Raw genomic sequence first — 15,958 nt, forward strand, 5'->3', positions numbered from 1 at the left:
GGGATGGTCATCGTCCCTGGCTAGAATAGCGGGTTAACTTTTAAGTCTTTGATTCAGGAGAACTTTATGGCCATCGAACGCACGCTCTCGATCATCAAGCCCGACGCCGTGGCGAAGAACGTGATCGGCCAGATCTACGCCCGCTTCGAAGGCGCCGGCCTGAAGATCGTCGCGGCCAAGATGGCGCACCTGTCGCGCGGCGAAGCCGAAGCCTTCTACGCGGTGCACAAGGCGCGTCCGTTCTTCAAGGACCTGGTCGACTTCATGATCTCCGGCCCGGTGATGATCCAGGCGCTCGAAGGCGAGAACGCGATCGCCAAGAACCGCGAGCTGATGGGCGCCACCGACCCGAAGAAGGCCGAGAAGGGCACCATCCGCGCCGACTTCGCCGAGAGCATCGACGCCAATGCCGTGCACGGCTCGGACGCGCCGGAGACCGCCGCTGTCGAAGTGGCGTTCTTCTTCCCGGGCATGAACGTCTACAGCCGCTGAACTTCAGCGCTCCCGCGGCGGTCAAGCGGAACGTGAATCCGGTCAATCTGCTCGATTTCGATCTCGAAGGACTCGCCGCGTACTGCGAAGGGCTGGGCGAGAAGCGCTTCCGCGCCGTCCAGCTCTTTCGCTGGATCCACCAGAAGGGCGCGGCCGACTTCTCGCAGATGTCGGACCTCGCCAGGTCGCTGCGCGACAAGCTCGCCGGCGCCGCGGTCATCCGGCCGCTGCCCATCCTCAGCGAGCAGGCCTCGGCCGACGGCACGATCAAGTGGCTGTTCGACGTCGGCAACGGTGACGCGGTCGAGACCGTCTTCATCCCCGAGGAAGACCGCGGCACGCTGTGCATCTCGTCGCAGGCCGGCTGCGCGGTGGGCTGCCGCTTCTGCTCCACCGGGCACCAGGGCTTCAGCCGCAACCTCGCCACCGGCGAGATCGTCGCACAGCTGTGGCACGCCGAGCACCACCTGCGGCAGCGCCTGAAGCTCGCGCCCAATGTGCGGGCGATCGACAACGTCGTGATGATGGGCATGGGCGAGCCGCTGCAGAACTACGCCGCGCTGGTGCCCGCGCTGCGCACGATGCTCGACGACCATGGCTACGGCCTGTCGCGTCGCCGCGTGACGGTGTCGACCTCCGGCGTCGTGCCGATGATCGACCGCCTGCGCGAGGACTGCCCCGTCGCGCTGGCCGTGTCGCTGCACGCGCCGAACGACCCGCTGCGCGACCAGCTCGTGCCGCTGAACAAGAAGTACCCGCTCACCGAACTGCTGGCGGCGTGCAATCGTTACCTCGACGCCGCGCCGCGGGACTTCATCACCTTCGAGTACTGCATGCTCGACGGCGTCAATGACACGCCCGAGCATGCGCGCGAGCTGCTGGCGCTGGTGGCCGGGCCGCGGGCCGCGCATCCGGTGCCCTGCAAGTTCAACCTGATCCCGTTCAACCCGTTCCCGGCCTCCGGGCTGAAGCGTTCGCCGCGCGACCGGGTGACGGCCTTCGCCAAGGTGTTGCAGGACGCCGGCGTGGTGACCACCGTGCGCAAGACGCGCGGCGACGACATCGACGCCGCCTGCGGGCAGCTTGCCGGCGAGGTGCAGGACCGCACGCGCGCCGGTGAGCGGATGACGCGGCCGGTGATCCGCATCGCGCCGTCCGACGCGCCGATCGCTTCGAACAAACGGAGTTCGCCGACATGATCCGAGGTTCGTTGCGTGCCGCCGCCTGGCTGGCCGGCCTGGTCGCCGGTGCAAGCCTGCTCGGCGCCTGCGCGTCGTCGTCCCCTGCGCCGGCCCCGAGTCCGCCGCCACCGGAGCGGCGCGTGCCGTCCAACGATCCGCAGGAGCTCGAGCGCCGCGCCCAGGTTCGGCTGCAGCTGGCCGAGGCCTATTTCGGCCAGGGCCAGTACGACACCGCGCTCGAGGAGGTTCGCCGGTCTCTGGCCGCGAACCCGTCTTTCGGCCCGGCGTACAACCTGCGCGCGTTGATCCTGGCGGCCCAGGGGGACGAGGGCCAGGCCGAGGAGAGTTTCCGCCGCGCGCTGCAGATCAATGCCCGCGATGTCGACGCGATGCACAACTACGGCTGGTTCCTGTGCATGCGCCAGCGCTACCCGGACGCGATGGCGCAGTTCGACCAGGTGCTGGCGATCCAGCGTGGCGCCGCCCGGACGCTGACGGCGCGCGGCGTCTGCCAGGCCCGTGCGGGGCAATGGCCGGAGGCCGAGGCGTCGCTGATGCGGGCCTACGAGCTCGACCCGTCGAACCCGGTCACCGCCCTGAACCTGAGCGACGTGCTGGTGCGCCGCGGCGAGCTGACGCGTGCGCGCTTCTACATCGCGCGTGTCAACGCGGTGCCCGACAACGCCAATCCGCAGACCCTGTGGCTGGCCGCGCGCATCGAGCACAAGCTGGGCAATGCGGTCGGGGCGCGCGACTTCGGCGAGCGCATCCGCGCCCGCTTCCCGCAGGCAGCCGAGCTGTTGCTGTTCGACCGGGGCCGCTTCGATGAGTGAGCCGATGACCGACCGGACGGAGGCCCCGGCCAGCGGCGCCGGCGCGGTGCTGCGCGCGGCGCGCCAGCGCCAGGGCCTGCACATCGCCGCGCTGGCCGCGTCGATCAAGGTCGCGCCCTCGAAGCTGGAGGCCCTGGAAGCCGGCCGCTACGACGAGCTGCCGGATGCCACCTTCACCCGTGCGCTGGCGCAGAGCGTTTGCCGCGTGCTGAAGATCGATGCCGCGCCGGTGCTGGCGCAGCTGCCCTCGAGCGGGCCCGCGGCGCTCGATCGCGTCGACAACGGCCTGAACACCCCGTTCCGGGAGCGGCCGGCACGGCTGACGCCGAACGAGTGGCTGGTGCCGCGCCAGCCGGCGTTGTGGGTCGCGTTGCTGCTGCTCGTGGCCGCCGCGGCGTTCATGCTGGCGCCGAACGCGTGGTGGTCGAACTGGCGCAGCGGCACCGACACCGCCGCCACGCCGTCGACGGTGACCGAGACGCCGCCCGCTGCGGCGCCCACGGTCATCGCCGTGCCGGTCGCCACCGCGCCGGCGGTCGAAGCCTCGGGCGCCGCGCCGTCCCCCGACGCACCGGCCGCGGCCAGCGGCGCGGCAGCGCCGGTGATGGCAGCGGCCAGCGTGCCGGCTCCGGCGCCGGTCGCGCCTGCACCCGCGGGCGCCGCCCAGGTGCGCGCAGTGCAGGCCACCTGGGTCCAGGCGGTCGATGGCCGCGGCCAGACCGTGATCGCGCGCACCCTGCAGGCCGGCGAGACCTTCGACCTCGTCGGTCCGCGCCCCTACCGCGTGCGCATCGGCAATGTGCGCGGCACCGAGCTGCTGGACCGCGGACAGGCGATCGACCTCGCTTCGCGCACGCGGGACAACGTCGTCAACGTCGAGCTGCCATGAATCCCCCCGAACCTTCCGCCGATGTGACGAGCGACGAGCTGCGCGACGACGAACAGCCGATCCTGCCGGCGGCCATCCCGCCGCGTCGCACGCGCCAGGCGCGCGTGCGCTGGGGCGATCGCCTGGTGACCATCGGCGGCGACGCGCCGGTTCGCGTGCAGTCGATGACCAACACCGACACGGTCGACGTCATCGAGACCGCGATCCAGGTCAAGGAACTGGCGATCGCCGGCTCGGAGCTGGTGCGCATCACCGTCAATACGCCCGAGGCGGCCAAGGCCGTGCCGGCGATCCGCGAGCAGCTCGACCGCATGGGCATCGACGTGCCGCTGATCGGCGACTTCCACTACAACGGCCATACGCTGCTGACCGAGTACCCCGACTGCGCCGCCGCGCTGTCGAAGTACCGCATCAACCCCGGCAACGTCGGCAAGGGCGCCAAGCGCGACCGGCAGTTCGCGCAGATGATCGAAGCCGCGATCCGCCACGACAAGGCGGTGCGCATCGGCGTCAACTGGGGCTCGCTCGACCAGGAGCTGCTGGCGTCGCTGATGGATGCCAATGCGCGCCGCGCGACGCCCTGGGACGCGAAGCAGGTGATGTACCAGGCGCTGGTGCAGTCGGCGCTGCAGTCGGCCGACTGGGCGGCCGAGCTCGGCCTCGACCCGAACCAGATCATCATCAGCTGCAAGGTCAGCGGCGTGCAGGACCTGGTCACCGTCTACCAGGCGCTCAGCCGGCGCTGCGACTACGCGCTGCACCTGGGCCTGACCGAAGCCGGCATGGGCACCAAGGGCACGGTGGCCTCGTCGGTGGCGCTCGGGCAGCTGCTGCAGCAGGGCATCGGCGACACGATCCGCGTCTCGCTGACGCCGCAGCCGGGCGAGGCCCGCACGCAGGAAGTGGTCGTCGCGCTGGAGATCCTGCAGGCGCTGGGCCTGCGCCACTTCAACCCCAGCGTCACCGCCTGCCCGGGTTGCGGCCGCACGACGAGCACCACCTTCCAGGAGCTCGCCAAGCAGATCGACGACCACCTGCGCGCGATGATGCCGGTGTGGAAATCGCGCTATCCCGGCGTCGAGAACCTGAAGGTCGCGGTGATGGGCTGCATCGTCAACGGCCCCGGCGAGAGCAAACATGCCGACATCGGCATCAGCCTGCCCGGCACCGGCGAAGCGCCGGCCGCGCCGGTGTTCATCGACGGCGCGAAGGCGATGACCCTGCGCGGCGAGGGCATCGCGCAGGAGTTCCACCGCATCGTCGAGGACTACATCGAGCGCCGCTTCGGCTCGGTGACCGCGGCGCATTGATGGCCGCTCGCTTCTTCCGTTAGCCCCGCGCGCCGTGAAGGCGCGCAGACCGCATCCCCGCGTGCCGCACGACTCCGGCTCGCCACTCCCCCCGAACATGAGCAACAACGTCCTGCGAGCCATCAAGGGCATGAACGACATCCTGCCGGGCAGTGTCCCGCGCAAGGACAAGCTGCCCGACAGCGGGCTGTGGCTGTGGTTCGAGAACACCGTGCGCTCGGTGCTCTCGCGCTACGGCTACCAGTACCTGCTGACCCCCACCGTCGAGCCGACGGCGCTGTTCGTGCGGGGCCTCGGCGAGGTGACCGACATCGTCGAGAAGGAGATGTACTCCTGGACCGACGAGATGAACGGCGACCGGCTGACGCTGCGCCCCGAGGCCACCGCCGGCATCGTGCGCGCGATGGTCGAGCACAACGCGCTGTACAACGGCCCGCTGCGGCTGTGGACCATCGGCGCGATGTTCCGCCACGAGCGGCCGCAGAAGGGCCGCTACCGCCAGTTCCACCAGCTCGACGTCGAAGCGCTGGGCTTCGCCGGGCCGGACGTCGATGCCGAGCTGATCCTGATGGTGCGGCGGCTGTGGCAGGAACTCGGCCTCGTCGTCGGCCAGCACGTGCGGCTGGAGCTCAACAGCCTGGGCCAGCCGGCCGAGCGCCAGACGCACCGCGAGGCGCTGATCGCCTACTTCGAGGCGCATGCCGATCAGCTCGACGAGGACGCGAAGCGCCGGCTCCACAGCAACCCGCTGCGCATCCTCGACACCAAGAACCCCGCGATGCAGGCGCTGGTCGAGGCCGCGCCGACGCTGATGGACTTCCTCGGCGGGCAGTCGCTCGCGCACTTCGACGCGGTGAAGGCCGTGCTCGACGCCGCCGGGCTCGAGTACCGCGTCAATACGCGCCTGGTGCGCGGCATGGACTACTACAACCTGACGGTCTTCGAGTGGGTCACCGACCAGCTCGGCTCGCAGGGCACGGTCTGCGGCGGCGGGCGTTACGACGGCCTGTTCGAGCAGCTCGGCGGCAAGCCGGCGCCGGCGGTGGGCTTCGGCCTGGGCATCGAACGGCTGCTGCTGCTGATCCAGGAACTCGGCCTGCCCGTCCCCGATGCGGCGCCCGACGCCTACGCGGTGATCGCAGAGCCGCAGGCGCTGCCGCGGGCGCTGCTGACGATCGAGGCGCTGCGGGCGCAGGGACTCGCGGTGCAGATGCACGCGGGCGGCGGCAGCATGAAGGCGCAGTTCAAGAAGGCCGATGCCTCTGGCGCCCGCTTTGCGCTGGTGTTCGGCGGCGACGAGCTGGCGCAGGGCATGGTCGCCCTGAAGCCGCTGCGCGACGGCGGTGGCGCGCAGTCGCTGCGGCCGCTCGCCGATGCGGCCGCCTGGGCGCAAGAACTCCGCAACGCATAATCCCCCCCTTTTCGAGACCGGCTTCTGCAACAAGGAGCGGCGCGCATGGCGAAACAACTCGACCTGCAGGAGCAGGAACAACTCGACGAACTGAAGGCCTTCTGGAAGCAGTACGGCAACCTCATCACCGGCGTGCTGACGCTGGCGCTGCTGGCCTTCGCGGCGTGGAACGGCTGGAACTGGTACCAGCGCGATCAGGCCAAGAAGGCGGGCGCGATGTTCGAGGCGCTGGAACAGGCGGCGGCCGCGGGTGATGCCGCGCGTGGCGCCCAGGTGCTGAAGGACCTGCAGGAGCGCTATCCGCGCACCACGTACGCGCAGCAGGGCGGCTTGATCGCGGCCAAGCTGCTGGCCGAGAAAGGCCAGGCCGACCAGGCCCGCGTCGCGCTGACCTGGGTCGCCGACAACGCGCCCGAGGACGAGTACAAGACGATCGCGCGCCTGCGGCTCGCCGGCGTGCTGATGGAAGCGAAGCAGTACGACGAGGGGCTGAAGCAGCTGGCCGGCGCGACCGCACCGGACTTCGCCGCGCTGGTCGCCGACCGCCGGGGCGACGTGCTGCTCGCGCAGGGCAAGAAGGACGAGGCCAAGGCCGCCTACGAGGCCGCCTACAAGGGCATGGACGAGAAACTGGACTACCGCCGGCTCGTCGATGCCAAGCTGACGGCACTGGGCGCCGCGCCCGCTGCCGCGGCAGCGTCGGCTGCCGCTTCGGGGGCCTCACGATGAGTCGCACGATGAGCGGCCTGGTGCCGCTGCTGCTGGCCGGTCTCGCGTTGCTGGGCGCGTGTTCGAGCACCGACAAGCCGAAGCCGACACCGCTGGAGTCGGTGACGCCGCAGATCGCCGGCCGCCAGGTGTGGAGCGCGCGGCTCGATGGCGTGCAGTTCCCGCTGCAGGTCGTCGCGCGCGAGGGCACGTTCGTCGTCGCTTCGACCGGCGGCACCGTTGCCGCGTTCGACGCCCAGAGCGGCCGCGAGGCCTGGCGCGGTGAGGCCGGCAGCCGCCTGTCCGCTGGCGTGGGCAGCGATGGCCGCTTCGCTGCCGTCGTCACGCAGAACAACGATCTCGTCGTGCTGGAGCGCGGCAGGAAGTCGTGGACCGCGCAGTTGTCGTCGCGCACGACCACCTCCCCGCTGGTGGCCGGCGAACGTGTCTTCGTCATGGGGGTCGACCGGGTCGTGCACGCCTTCGACGCGCTCGATGGGCGCCGGCTGTGGACCTACCGCCGCGCCGGCGAGCCGCTGACGCTCGCGCAGCCCGGCGTGCTCGGCGTCTACAAGGACACGCTGCTGGTGGGCCAGGGCGCGTCGCTGGTCGGGCTCGATCCGCTGAAGGGCACGCTGCGCTGGGATGTGCCGATCACCTCGCCGCGCGGCACCAACGAAGTCGAGCGCCTGAACGACCTCGTCGCGCCGCTGCTGCGCGTCGGCGACATGGTTTGCGCGCGCGCCTTCCAGAATGCCGTCGGCTGCGTCGCGGCGAACACCACGTCGCTGCGCTGGAGCCGCCTCGGCGGCGGGCAGCAGGGCATCGGCGGCGATGCCGACCTGGTGTTCGGCGCCGACGCGTCCGACCGCGTCACGGCCTGGAAGGCCGCGAGTGGCGACACCGCCTGGAACAACGAGCGCCTGCTGCATCGCGGCCTGTCCGCGCCGCTGAGCACCGGCCGCACGGTCGTCTTCGGCGACGCGGAAGGCCAGGTGCACTTCCTGTCGCGCGACGACGGCAAGACGCTGCTGCGCCTGCCGACCGACGGCTCGGCGGTGGTCGCTGCGCCGGTGCTGTCCGGCACCACGGTGCTGGTGGTCACGCGCAACGGCGGGCTGTTCGCCTTCCGGCCCGAGTAACCGGCGCGGCAGCGACATGAAACCCGTCATCGCGCTCGTCGGCCGGCCGAACGTCGGCAAGTCGACGCTGTTCAACCGGCTGACCAAGTCGCGCGACGCGATCGTCGCCGACTTCGCCGGTCTGACGCGCGACCGCCACTACGGCGACGCGAAGCAGGGTGGGCGCGAGTTCATCGTCATCGACACCGGCGGCTTCGAGCCCGAGAAGCCCACCGGCATCGTCGCGCAGATGGCCAAGCAGACGCAGGCCGCGGTGGCCGAGGCCGACGCGGTGATCTTCGTCGTCGATGCGCGCAGCGGCGTCTCCGGCCAGGACCACGACATCGCGCGCTACCTGCGCGGCGCCAACAAGCGCGTGCTGCTGGCGGTCAACAAGGCCGAAGGCATGAGCGAATCGCCGTCGCTCGCGGAGTTCCACGAGCTCGGCATCGGCGAGCCGCACCCGATCTCGGCGGCACATGGCCAGGGGATCCGCAGCCTCGTCGAGGCGGCGCTCGAAGATTTTCCGGAAGACGAGGACGAGGCTGAAAGCGAGGAGGGCGCGCCGATCCGCCTCGCCGTTGCCGGGCGTCCGAACGTCGGCAAGTCGACGCTGATCAACACCTGGCTCGGCGAGGAGCGGCTGATCGCCTTCGACCTGCCCGGCACGACGCGCGACGCGATCCACGTGCCCTTCGAGCGCAACGGCCAGCGCTTCGAGCTGATCGACACCGCCGGCCTGCGCCGCAAGGGCAAGGTCTTCGAGGCGATCGAGAAGTTCTCGGTGGTCAAGACGCTGCAGGCGATCGCCGATGCCAACGTCGTCGTGCTGCTGGTCGACGCGACGCAGGGCGTCAGCGAGCAGGATGCGCACATCGCCGGCTACATCCTCGAATCGGGCCGCGCGGTGGTCATCGCCGTCAACAAGTGGGACGCGGTCGACAGCTACCAGCGCCAGATGTTCGAGCGTTCGGTCGAACAGCGCCTGCCGTTCCTGAAGTTCGCGCCGGTGCTGCCGATCTCGGCGCTGAAGCGCCAGGGGCTCGGTCCGCTGTGGAAGGCGATCGGCGATGCACACGCTTCCGCCACCCGCAAGCTGCCGACGCCGGTGCTGACCCGGCTGCTGCAGGAAGCGGTGCAGCACCAGGCGCCCAAGCGCGCCGGCATGTTCCGTCCGAAGCTGCGCTACGCGCACCAGGGCGGCATGAACCCGCCGATCGTGGTCGTGCACGGCAACGCGCTGGAGCACGTGACCGATGCCTACAAGCGCTACCTGGAGGGCCGCGTGCGCGACCACTTCAAGCTGGTCGGCACGCCGCTGCGCATCGAGTTGAAGTCCTCGCACAACCCGTTCGACGAGGACAAGGACCGCTAGCGGCGGGGGCTTCTCATGCGAGGCCCCATGAATACCCTGATGTGTTAAGGTGCGGCTCGTCTCGACTCTTAACACGGAGCATATCGTGTCGAACAAAGGGCAACTTCTACAAGACCCCTTCCTGAACCTGCTGCGCAAGGAGCATGTACCGGTCTCGATCTACCTCGTCAACGGCATCAAGCTGCAGGGGCACATCGAGTCTTTTGACCAGTACGTCGTCCTCCTGCGCAACACCGTGACCCAGATGGTCTACAAGCACGCGATCTCCACCGTCGTGCCGGGCCGTCCGGTCAACTTCCACGCCAACGACCAGGCCGACCAGGGCTGAGCATCAGCCCACCTGCCGGTCCTGGCCGGTCCGCTTCCCACTACCCCACCTTGAACCTCGACGAGAGGGTCGACGCCGCGTCGCCCGCAGACCGGCCGGACGGACCGGCCCGCGCGGTGCTCGTCGGTGTCGACTTCGGAACCGGCCATTCCTTCGATCCGACGCTCGACGAGCTGGCCCTGCTGGCCGAATCGGCCGGCGATGAGACGGTCGCGCGCATCGTCGCGCGCCGCAGCGCGCCCGATGCGGCGCTCTTCGTCGGCAGCGGCAAGGCCGACGAGATCAAGGCCCTCGTCGAAGCCCACCGCGCCGACGGCGTGATCTTCGACCAGGCGCTGTCGCCGGCGCAGCAGCGCAACCTCGAGCGCCACCTCGGCGTGCCGGTGGCCGACCGCACCGCGCTGATCCTCGAGATCTTCGCGCAGCGCGCGAAGAGCCACGAAGGCAAGCTGCAGGTTGAACTGGCGCGGCTGCAGTACGTCGCCACGCGCCTGGTGCGGCGCTGGTCCCACCTGGAGCGCCAGCGCGGCGGCGTCGGTCACCGCGGCGGCCCGGGCGAGGCGCAGATCGAGCTCGACCGCCGCATGATCGGCGAGCGCATCAAGTCGGTGAAGGCGCGGCTCGAGAAGGTCAAGCGACAGCGCAGCACGCAGCGCCGCGCGCGCCAGAAGAGCGGCAGCTTCCGCATCTCGCTCGTCGGCTACACCAACGCCGGCAAGTCGACCTTGTTCAATGCGCTGGTCAAGGCGCGCGCCTACGCGGCCGACCAGCTCTTCGCGACGCTCGACACCACCACGCGTTCGCTCTACCTCGAAGCCCTCGGCGGCACGGTGGCGCTGTCGGACACCGTCGGCTTCATCCGCGACCTGCCGCACAAGCTGGTCGAGGCCTTCCAGGCGACGCTGCAGGAGGCTGCCGATGCCGACCTGCTGCTGCACGTCGTCGACGCGTCGAGCCCGCTGCTGCAGGAGCAGCGCGACGAGGTCGAGCGCGTGCTGGCCGAGATCGGCGCCGAGGACATTCCGCAGATCCTCGTCTACAACAAGCTCGATCTCGTCGATGCGCCGCCGCGTGCGCTCGCCGACTGGGTCGAGCGCCAGCCGGGACTGTGGGTGCCACGTGTCTTCGTCAGTGCACTGGAAGGCCGTGGCCTCGACGAGCTGCGTGCGCTGCTGGCCCTGGCCGCGTCGACGGAAGGCTTGAAACCGCCCGCGATGACCCCAGCTGCGGCCGGATTGACCAGCGCTTCGGCGCAGGACCCCGGGTTACCATCGCCGCCCAATGAGCATGCCTTCACCCCACTCCGCTGACCCCGCCGGCCACCGTCGCGGCTTCGGCGCCTCGCTGCGTCGGCGTTTCGCCGGTCTGTGGATGAGCAACGGCCGCAACGAAGGTCCGCCCGACCTCGACGAGCTGTGGCGCGACTTCAATCGCAAGCTCGGCGGCCTGTTCGGCCGCGGTGGCAAGCAGCCGCCCGAGCCGCGCGAGGACGGTCCGTCGTTCCAGCCCGACATGAAGAACGCCGGTGTGGGCGTCGGCCTGATCGGCTTTGTCGTGCTCGTGATCTGGGCCGGCAGCGGCTTCTTCATCGTGCAGGAAGGCCAGCAGTCGATCATCACGACCTTCGGGCGCTACAGCTCGACGGTCGACGCCGGCTTCCAGTGGCGCTTCCCGTATCCGTTCCAGGCCCATGACACGGTGGCGGTGACCCAGCTGCGCTCGATCGACGTCGGCCGCAGCAACATCGGCCAGACCACCGGCCTGCGCGATTCGTCGATGCTGACGCAGGACGAGAACATCATCGACATCCGGTTCACCGTGCAGTACCGGCTGAAGGATGCGAAGGACTACCTGTTCGAGAACCGCGATCCCGACAAGGCGGTCGAGCAGGCCAGCGAGTCGGCCGTGCGCGAGATCGTCGGCCGCAGCAAGGTCGACTCGGTGCTCTACGAGCAGCGCGACGCGATTGCCGCCGACCTCGTGAAGTCGATCCAGGCGCAGCTCGACCGGCTGAAGGCCGGCGTCCTGATCGTCAACGTCAACGTGCAGAACGTTCAGGTGCCCGAGCAGGTGCAGGCCGCGTTCAACGACGCGGTGAAGGCCGGCGCCGACCGCGACCGCTTCAAGAACGAAGGCCAGGCCTACGCGAGCGACGTGATCCCGAAGGCCCGCGGCACCGCCGCGCGGCTGAAGGAAGAGGCCGAGGGCTACCGCCAGCGCGTGATCGCGCAGGCCGAGGGTGATGCGCAGCGCTTCCGCTCGGTGCTCACCGAGTACCAGAAGGCGCCCGTCGTCACGCGCGACCGCATGTACATCGACACGATGCAGCAGGTCTACTCGAACGTCAGCAAGGTGCTGATCGACAGCCGCAACGGCACGAACCTGCTGAACCTGCCGCTGGACAAGCTGCTGCAGCAAGGGGCCGCGACCGTCGCCACGCCGACCGCACCGGCGCTGCCGGCCGCGCAGGCCGTCGACTCGACCAGCAGCGCGGACGCGCGCGCGCGCGACGGCGGCCGCAGCCGCGACCGCGACGGCCGTTGAGCACGGGACGAGACAAGAACATGAACCGCATCGGACTCATCATCGCCAGCATCCTCATCGTGCTGATGCTGGCCTCGTCGATCCTGTTCGTCGTCGACCAGCGCCAGGTGGCGGTGGTCTACGCGCTCGGCGAGATCAAGGAAGTGATCACCGACCCGGGCCTGAAGGCCAAGCTGCCCCCGCCGTTCCAGAACGTCGTCTTCCTCGACAAGCGGGTGCAGACGCTGGACAGCCCGGAGACGCGCCCGATCTTCACCGCCGAGAAGAAGAGCCTGGTCATCGACTGGCTCGTCAAGTGGCGCATCGTCGAACCGCGCCAGTTCATCCGCAACAACGGCTCCGACATCCGCAACCTCGAGAGCCGGCTGAGCCCGGTGGTGCAGGCCGCGTTCAACGAGGAGATCACCCGCCGCACCGTGCGCGGCGTGCTCGCCGCCGAGCGCGACAAGGTGATGCTGGACGTGCGCAACCGCCTGGTCGACGAGGCGAAATCGTTCGGCATCGAGATCGTCGACGTGCGGATCAAGCGCGTCGACTTCGTCGCCGACATCACCGACTCCGTCTACCGCCGCATGGAGTCCGAGCGCAAGCAGGTCGCCAACGAACTGCGCTCGCAAGGCCAGGCCGATGCCGAGAAGATCCGCGCCGATGCCGAGAAGCAGCGCGAGATCATCATCGCCGAGGCCTACCGCGACGCGCAGAAGGTGCGCGGCGAAGGCGATGCGAAGGCGTCGCTGCTGTACGCCGATGCCTTCGGCCGTGACCCGCAGTTCGCGCAGTTCTACCGTAGCCTCGAGGCCTATCGCGCGAGCTTCCGCAATCGCAGCGACGTGATGATCGTCGACCCGTCGAGCGACTTCTTCAAGGCGATGCGCGGTTCGGGCAGCGGCGGCGCTGCGCCGGCGGCCCCGGCCGCACCGCGCCGCTGAGCCGGCGCGCCGCATCGCGCGCATGGGTGACCTGCTGCTGGGCGCGCTGGCGCTGATGCTCGTCGTCGAAGGCCTGCTGCCGTTCCTGAGTCCCGGGACCTGGCGCCAGGTCTTCGAGCGCGCATTGCGCATGAGCGACGGCCAGATCCGCTTCCTCGGCCTGTCGAGCATGATCGTCGGCCTGCTGCTGCTGGCGTTGCTGCGCTGAGCCTGGCGGCGCCGCAGCCGCACAAAGCGCGGCCAGTACAATGCCGCTTTTAATCCCCCCGGATTTCCTCATGTCGTCTGCTTGGCTGTTGCCCGAGCACATTGCCGATGTCCTGCCTGCCGAGGCCCGACGCATCGAGGAGCTGAGGCGCAGCCTGCTCGACATGGCGCGCAGCTACGGCTTCGAGCTGGTGATGCCGCCGCTGCTGGAGCACCTGGACTCGCTGCTCACCGGCACGGGCCGCGAGCTCGACCTGCGCACCTTCAAGCTGGTCGACCAGCTGAGCGGCCGCACGCTCGGTGTGCGGGCCGACAGCACGACGCAGGTCGCGCGCATCGATGCGCACCTCCTGAACCGCGCCGGCGTCACCCGCCTGTGCTACTGCGGCCCGGTGCTGCACGCGCGGCCGCAAGCCGCGCACAGCACGCGCGAGCCGCTGCAGCTGGGCGCCGAGATCTACGGCCATGCCGGCCTCGAGGCCGACCTCGAGGTGCAGGACCTGGCGCTCGACGGCCTGCGCATCGCCGGCCTCGAGCGCATGGTGCTGGATCTGGCCGATGCGCGCATCATGCGCGGCATCCTCGCCGGCGTGGCGGTCGATGCGGGCCTGCTCGCCGATGTCGTCGCGGCGATGGCGATCAAGGACCGCGGCACGCTGCAGCGCCTGTCCAAGGACTTCCCCGAGGACGCACGGCGTGGCCTGCTGGCGCTGCCGGACCTGTACGGCGACGAAGAAGTGCTGGCCGCCGCGCGCCAGGTCCTGCCGCAGCGTCCGCTGATCCAGGCCGCGCTCGACGACATGGCCTGGCTCGCAAGTCATGTGCGCCGCGCCCACTCGGGACTTCGCATCGGCTTCGACCTTGCCGACATCGGCGGCCACGGCTACTACAGTGGCGTGCGCTTCGCGGTGTACGTCGATGGCGCCAGCGACGCGGTGCTGCGCGGCGGTCGTTATGACGAGGTCGGCGCCGTCTTCGGCCGCAACCGGCCTGCGGTCGGCTTCAGCACCGACCTGAAGATGCTGGTGGCGGTCGCCGCGCCGCAGCCGCGGCGCATGGCGATCCGCGCCCCGTGGGGCGAAGATCCGGGGCTGCGCAGCGCGATCCGCAGCCTGCGCGAACAAGGCGAGACCGTCGTCTGCATCCTGCCCGGCCACGAGCACGAGGGCGAGGAATTCGACTGCGATCGCGAACTGGCGGCCGTCGACGGCCGCTGGGTGCTGCGCGCGCTCTGAGCGCGGCTGCGGCACCGCACTGATTCAACCGGACCATCCGAACATGCAACAAGGCAATCAGACTCGCCACGGCCGCAACGTCGTGGTCGTCGGCACCCAGTGGGGCGACGAAGGCAAGGGCAAGGTCGTCGACTGGCTGACCGACCACGCGCACGGCGTCGTGCGCTTCCAGGGCGGCCACAACGCCGGCCACACGCTGGTCATCAAGGGCGTCAAGACGGCGCTGCAGCTGATCCCGTCGGGCATCATGCGCGAGGGCGTGCCGTGCTACATCGGCAACGGCGTCGTCGTCGATCCGATCCACCTGCTCGGCGAGATCGAGCGGCTGGAAGCCATCGGCGTCGAGGTGCGCTCGCGCCTGTTCATCAGCGAATCGTGCCCGCTCATCCTGCCTTTCCACGTCGAGGTCGACCGTGCGCGCGAAGCGCGGCGCGAGTCCAGCGGCATCGGCAAGATCGGCACCACGGGCAAGGGCATCGGCCCGGCCTATGAGGACAAGGTGGCGCGCCGCGCGCTGCGCGTGCAGGACCTGAAGCACCCCGAGCGCTTCGCGAAGAAGCTGCGCGAACTGCTCGAGATCCACAACGCCGCGCTGTCCGGCTATCTGCAGGGCCAGGCGCTCGCGTTCCAGCCGATCTTCGACCAGTCGATGAAGGTCGCCGAGGCGCTGAAGCCGATGCTGGCCGACGTCGGCTACCGCATCCACAACGCGAACCGTGAGGGCGCCAACCTGCTGTTCGAAGGGGCGCAGGGCACGCTGCTGGACATCGACCACGGCACCTACCCGTACGTCACCTCGAGCAACTGCGTGGCGGGCAATGCCGCCGCCGGCGCGGGGGTCGGGCCGGGCATGCTGCACTACATCCTCGGCATCACGAAGGCCTACACGACGCGCGTCGGCGGCGGGCCGTTCCCGACCGAGCTGCCGATCGACCAGCCGGGCACCATCGGCCACCACCTGTCGACCGTCGGCCAGGAGAAGGGCGTCGTCACCGGCCGCGCGCGCCGCTGCGGCTGGCTGGATGCCGCGGCGATGAAGCGCTCGATGATCATCAACGGCATCTCGGGGCTGTGCATCACGAAGCTCGACGTGCTCGACAAGCTGCAGGAGATCAAGGTCTGCATCGGCTACAAGCTCGACGGCCGCGACATCGACATCCTGCCGCTGGACGCCGACGAGATCGCCGCCTGCGAGCCGGTGTTCGAGACCTTCCCGGGCTGGCAGGAGTCGACCTTCGGTGTCACGTCCTACGACCGGCTGCCGGCCAATGCACGCGCGTACCTGGAGCGCGTGCAGGCCCTGATCGGCGCGCCGATCGACATGATCTCCACCGGCCCCGACCGCGAGCACACGATCGTGCTGCGCCACCCGTACAAGACCTGAGACGAGGAGAC

Annotated in this window: 16 protein-coding genes; all 16 read left to right on the forward strand. The window is 69.8% G+C overall.

Translation table 11 applies throughout. The features are described from left to right. Nucleotides 1–66 precede the first annotated feature (66 nt). The 16 genes from ndk (at nucleotide 67) to P1K89_RS13755 (ending at nucleotide 15,947) form a co-directional block, all read left to right on the forward strand. Complete coding sequence (gene ndk / locus P1K89_RS13680; protein ID WP_284616996.1) at nucleotides 67–492, forward strand: nucleoside-diphosphate kinase; 426 nt, start codon at nucleotides 67–69, stop codon at nucleotides 490–492. A 32-nt stretch (nucleotides 493–524) separates the two neighbouring features. Next, nucleotides 525–1,691 carry a dual-specificity RNA methyltransferase RlmN gene (rlmN, locus tag P1K89_RS13685; RefSeq protein ID WP_284616997.1) on the forward strand — a complete coding sequence of 389 codons (1,167 nt, stop codon included), beginning with the start codon at nucleotides 525–527 and terminating at the stop codon, nucleotides 1,689–1,691. Then, nucleotides 1,688–2,506: a type IV pilus biogenesis/stability protein PilW gene (gene pilW, locus P1K89_RS13690; RefSeq protein WP_284616998.1), complete on the forward strand. Its 819-nt coding sequence runs from the start codon at nucleotides 1,688–1,690 to the stop codon at nucleotides 2,504–2,506. The genes rlmN and pilW overlap by 4 nt, the downstream gene beginning before the upstream one ends. 4 nt (nucleotides 2,507–2,510) lie before the next feature. Beyond that, nucleotides 2,511–3,395 carry a helix-turn-helix domain-containing protein gene (locus P1K89_RS13695; RefSeq protein WP_284616999.1) on the forward strand — a complete coding sequence of 295 codons (885 nt, stop codon included), beginning with the start codon at nucleotides 2,511–2,513 and terminating at the stop codon, nucleotides 3,393–3,395. Then, nucleotides 3,392–4,705, forward strand: coding sequence for a flavodoxin-dependent (E)-4-hydroxy-3-methylbut-2-enyl-diphosphate synthase (gene ispG, locus P1K89_RS13700; protein WP_284617000.1), 1,314 nt, complete (start codon nucleotides 3,392–3,394; stop codon nucleotides 4,703–4,705). The genes P1K89_RS13695 and ispG overlap by 4 nt, the downstream gene beginning before the upstream one ends. 97 nt (nucleotides 4,706–4,802) lie before the next feature. Further along, nucleotides 4,803–6,116 carry a histidine--tRNA ligase gene (gene hisS / locus P1K89_RS13705; protein WP_284617001.1) on the forward strand — a complete coding sequence of 438 codons (1,314 nt, stop codon included), beginning with the start codon at nucleotides 4,803–4,805 and terminating at the stop codon, nucleotides 6,114–6,116. Between the two features lie 45 nt (nucleotides 6,117–6,161). After that, nucleotides 6,162–6,845: a YfgM family protein gene (locus tag P1K89_RS13710; protein ID WP_284617002.1), complete on the forward strand. Its 684-nt coding sequence runs from the start codon at nucleotides 6,162–6,164 to the stop codon at nucleotides 6,843–6,845. Beyond that, nucleotides 6,842–7,966 (forward strand): outer membrane protein assembly factor BamB, encoded by a 1,125-nt coding sequence (bamB, locus tag P1K89_RS13715; RefSeq protein ID WP_284617003.1) that lies wholly within the window; start codon nucleotides 6,842–6,844, stop codon nucleotides 7,964–7,966. The genes P1K89_RS13710 and bamB overlap by 4 nt, the downstream gene beginning before the upstream one ends. Nucleotides 7,967–7,982: 16 nt before the next feature. Next, nucleotides 7,983–9,320, forward strand: a complete 1,338-nt coding sequence (gene der, locus P1K89_RS13720; RefSeq protein WP_284617004.1) for a ribosome biogenesis GTPase Der — start codon at nucleotides 7,983–7,985, stop codon at nucleotides 9,318–9,320. An 85-nt stretch (nucleotides 9,321–9,405) separates the two neighbouring features. Next, nucleotides 9,406–9,648, forward strand: coding sequence for an RNA chaperone Hfq (gene hfq / locus P1K89_RS13725; RefSeq protein ID WP_173124476.1), 243 nt, complete (start codon nucleotides 9,406–9,408; stop codon nucleotides 9,646–9,648). A 116-nt stretch (nucleotides 9,649–9,764) separates the two neighbouring features. Continuing rightward, nucleotides 9,765–10,958, forward strand: coding sequence for a GTPase HflX (hflX, locus tag P1K89_RS13730; RefSeq protein WP_284617505.1), 1,194 nt, complete (start codon nucleotides 9,765–9,767; stop codon nucleotides 10,956–10,958). Nucleotides 10,959–11,019: 61 nt separating this feature from the next. Next, the gene (gene hflK / locus P1K89_RS13735; protein WP_284617506.1) at nucleotides 11,020–12,192 is read left to right on the forward strand and encodes an FtsH protease activity modulator HflK; all 1,173 of its coding nucleotides are present in this window, start codon (nucleotides 11,020–11,022) and stop codon (nucleotides 12,190–12,192) included. Between the two features lie 20 nt (nucleotides 12,193–12,212). Beyond that, nucleotides 12,213–13,121 (forward strand): protease modulator HflC, encoded by a 909-nt coding sequence (gene hflC, locus P1K89_RS13740; protein ID WP_284617005.1) that lies wholly within the window; start codon nucleotides 12,213–12,215, stop codon nucleotides 13,119–13,121. Between the two features lie 22 nt (nucleotides 13,122–13,143). Further along, nucleotides 13,144–13,329, forward strand: a complete 186-nt coding sequence (locus P1K89_RS13745) for a DUF2065 domain-containing protein (RefSeq protein ID WP_284617006.1) — start codon at nucleotides 13,144–13,146, stop codon at nucleotides 13,327–13,329. 70 nt (nucleotides 13,330–13,399) lie between these two features. Continuing rightward, nucleotides 13,400–14,563: an ATP phosphoribosyltransferase regulatory subunit gene (locus P1K89_RS13750; protein ID WP_284617007.1), complete on the forward strand. Its 1,164-nt coding sequence runs from the start codon at nucleotides 13,400–13,402 to the stop codon at nucleotides 14,561–14,563. Between the two features lie 43 nt (nucleotides 14,564–14,606). Further along, the gene (locus P1K89_RS13755) at nucleotides 14,607–15,947 is read left to right on the forward strand and encodes an adenylosuccinate synthase (RefSeq protein ID WP_284617008.1); all 1,341 of its coding nucleotides are present in this window, start codon (nucleotides 14,607–14,609) and stop codon (nucleotides 15,945–15,947) included. Nucleotides 15,948–15,958 lie beyond the last annotated feature (11 nt).

Origin of the sequence: Aquabacterium humicola (assembly GCF_030167915.1) — a bacterium.
Taxonomy (GTDB): domain Bacteria; phylum Pseudomonadota; class Gammaproteobacteria; order Burkholderiales; family Burkholderiaceae_C; genus Pseudaquabacterium; species Pseudaquabacterium humicola.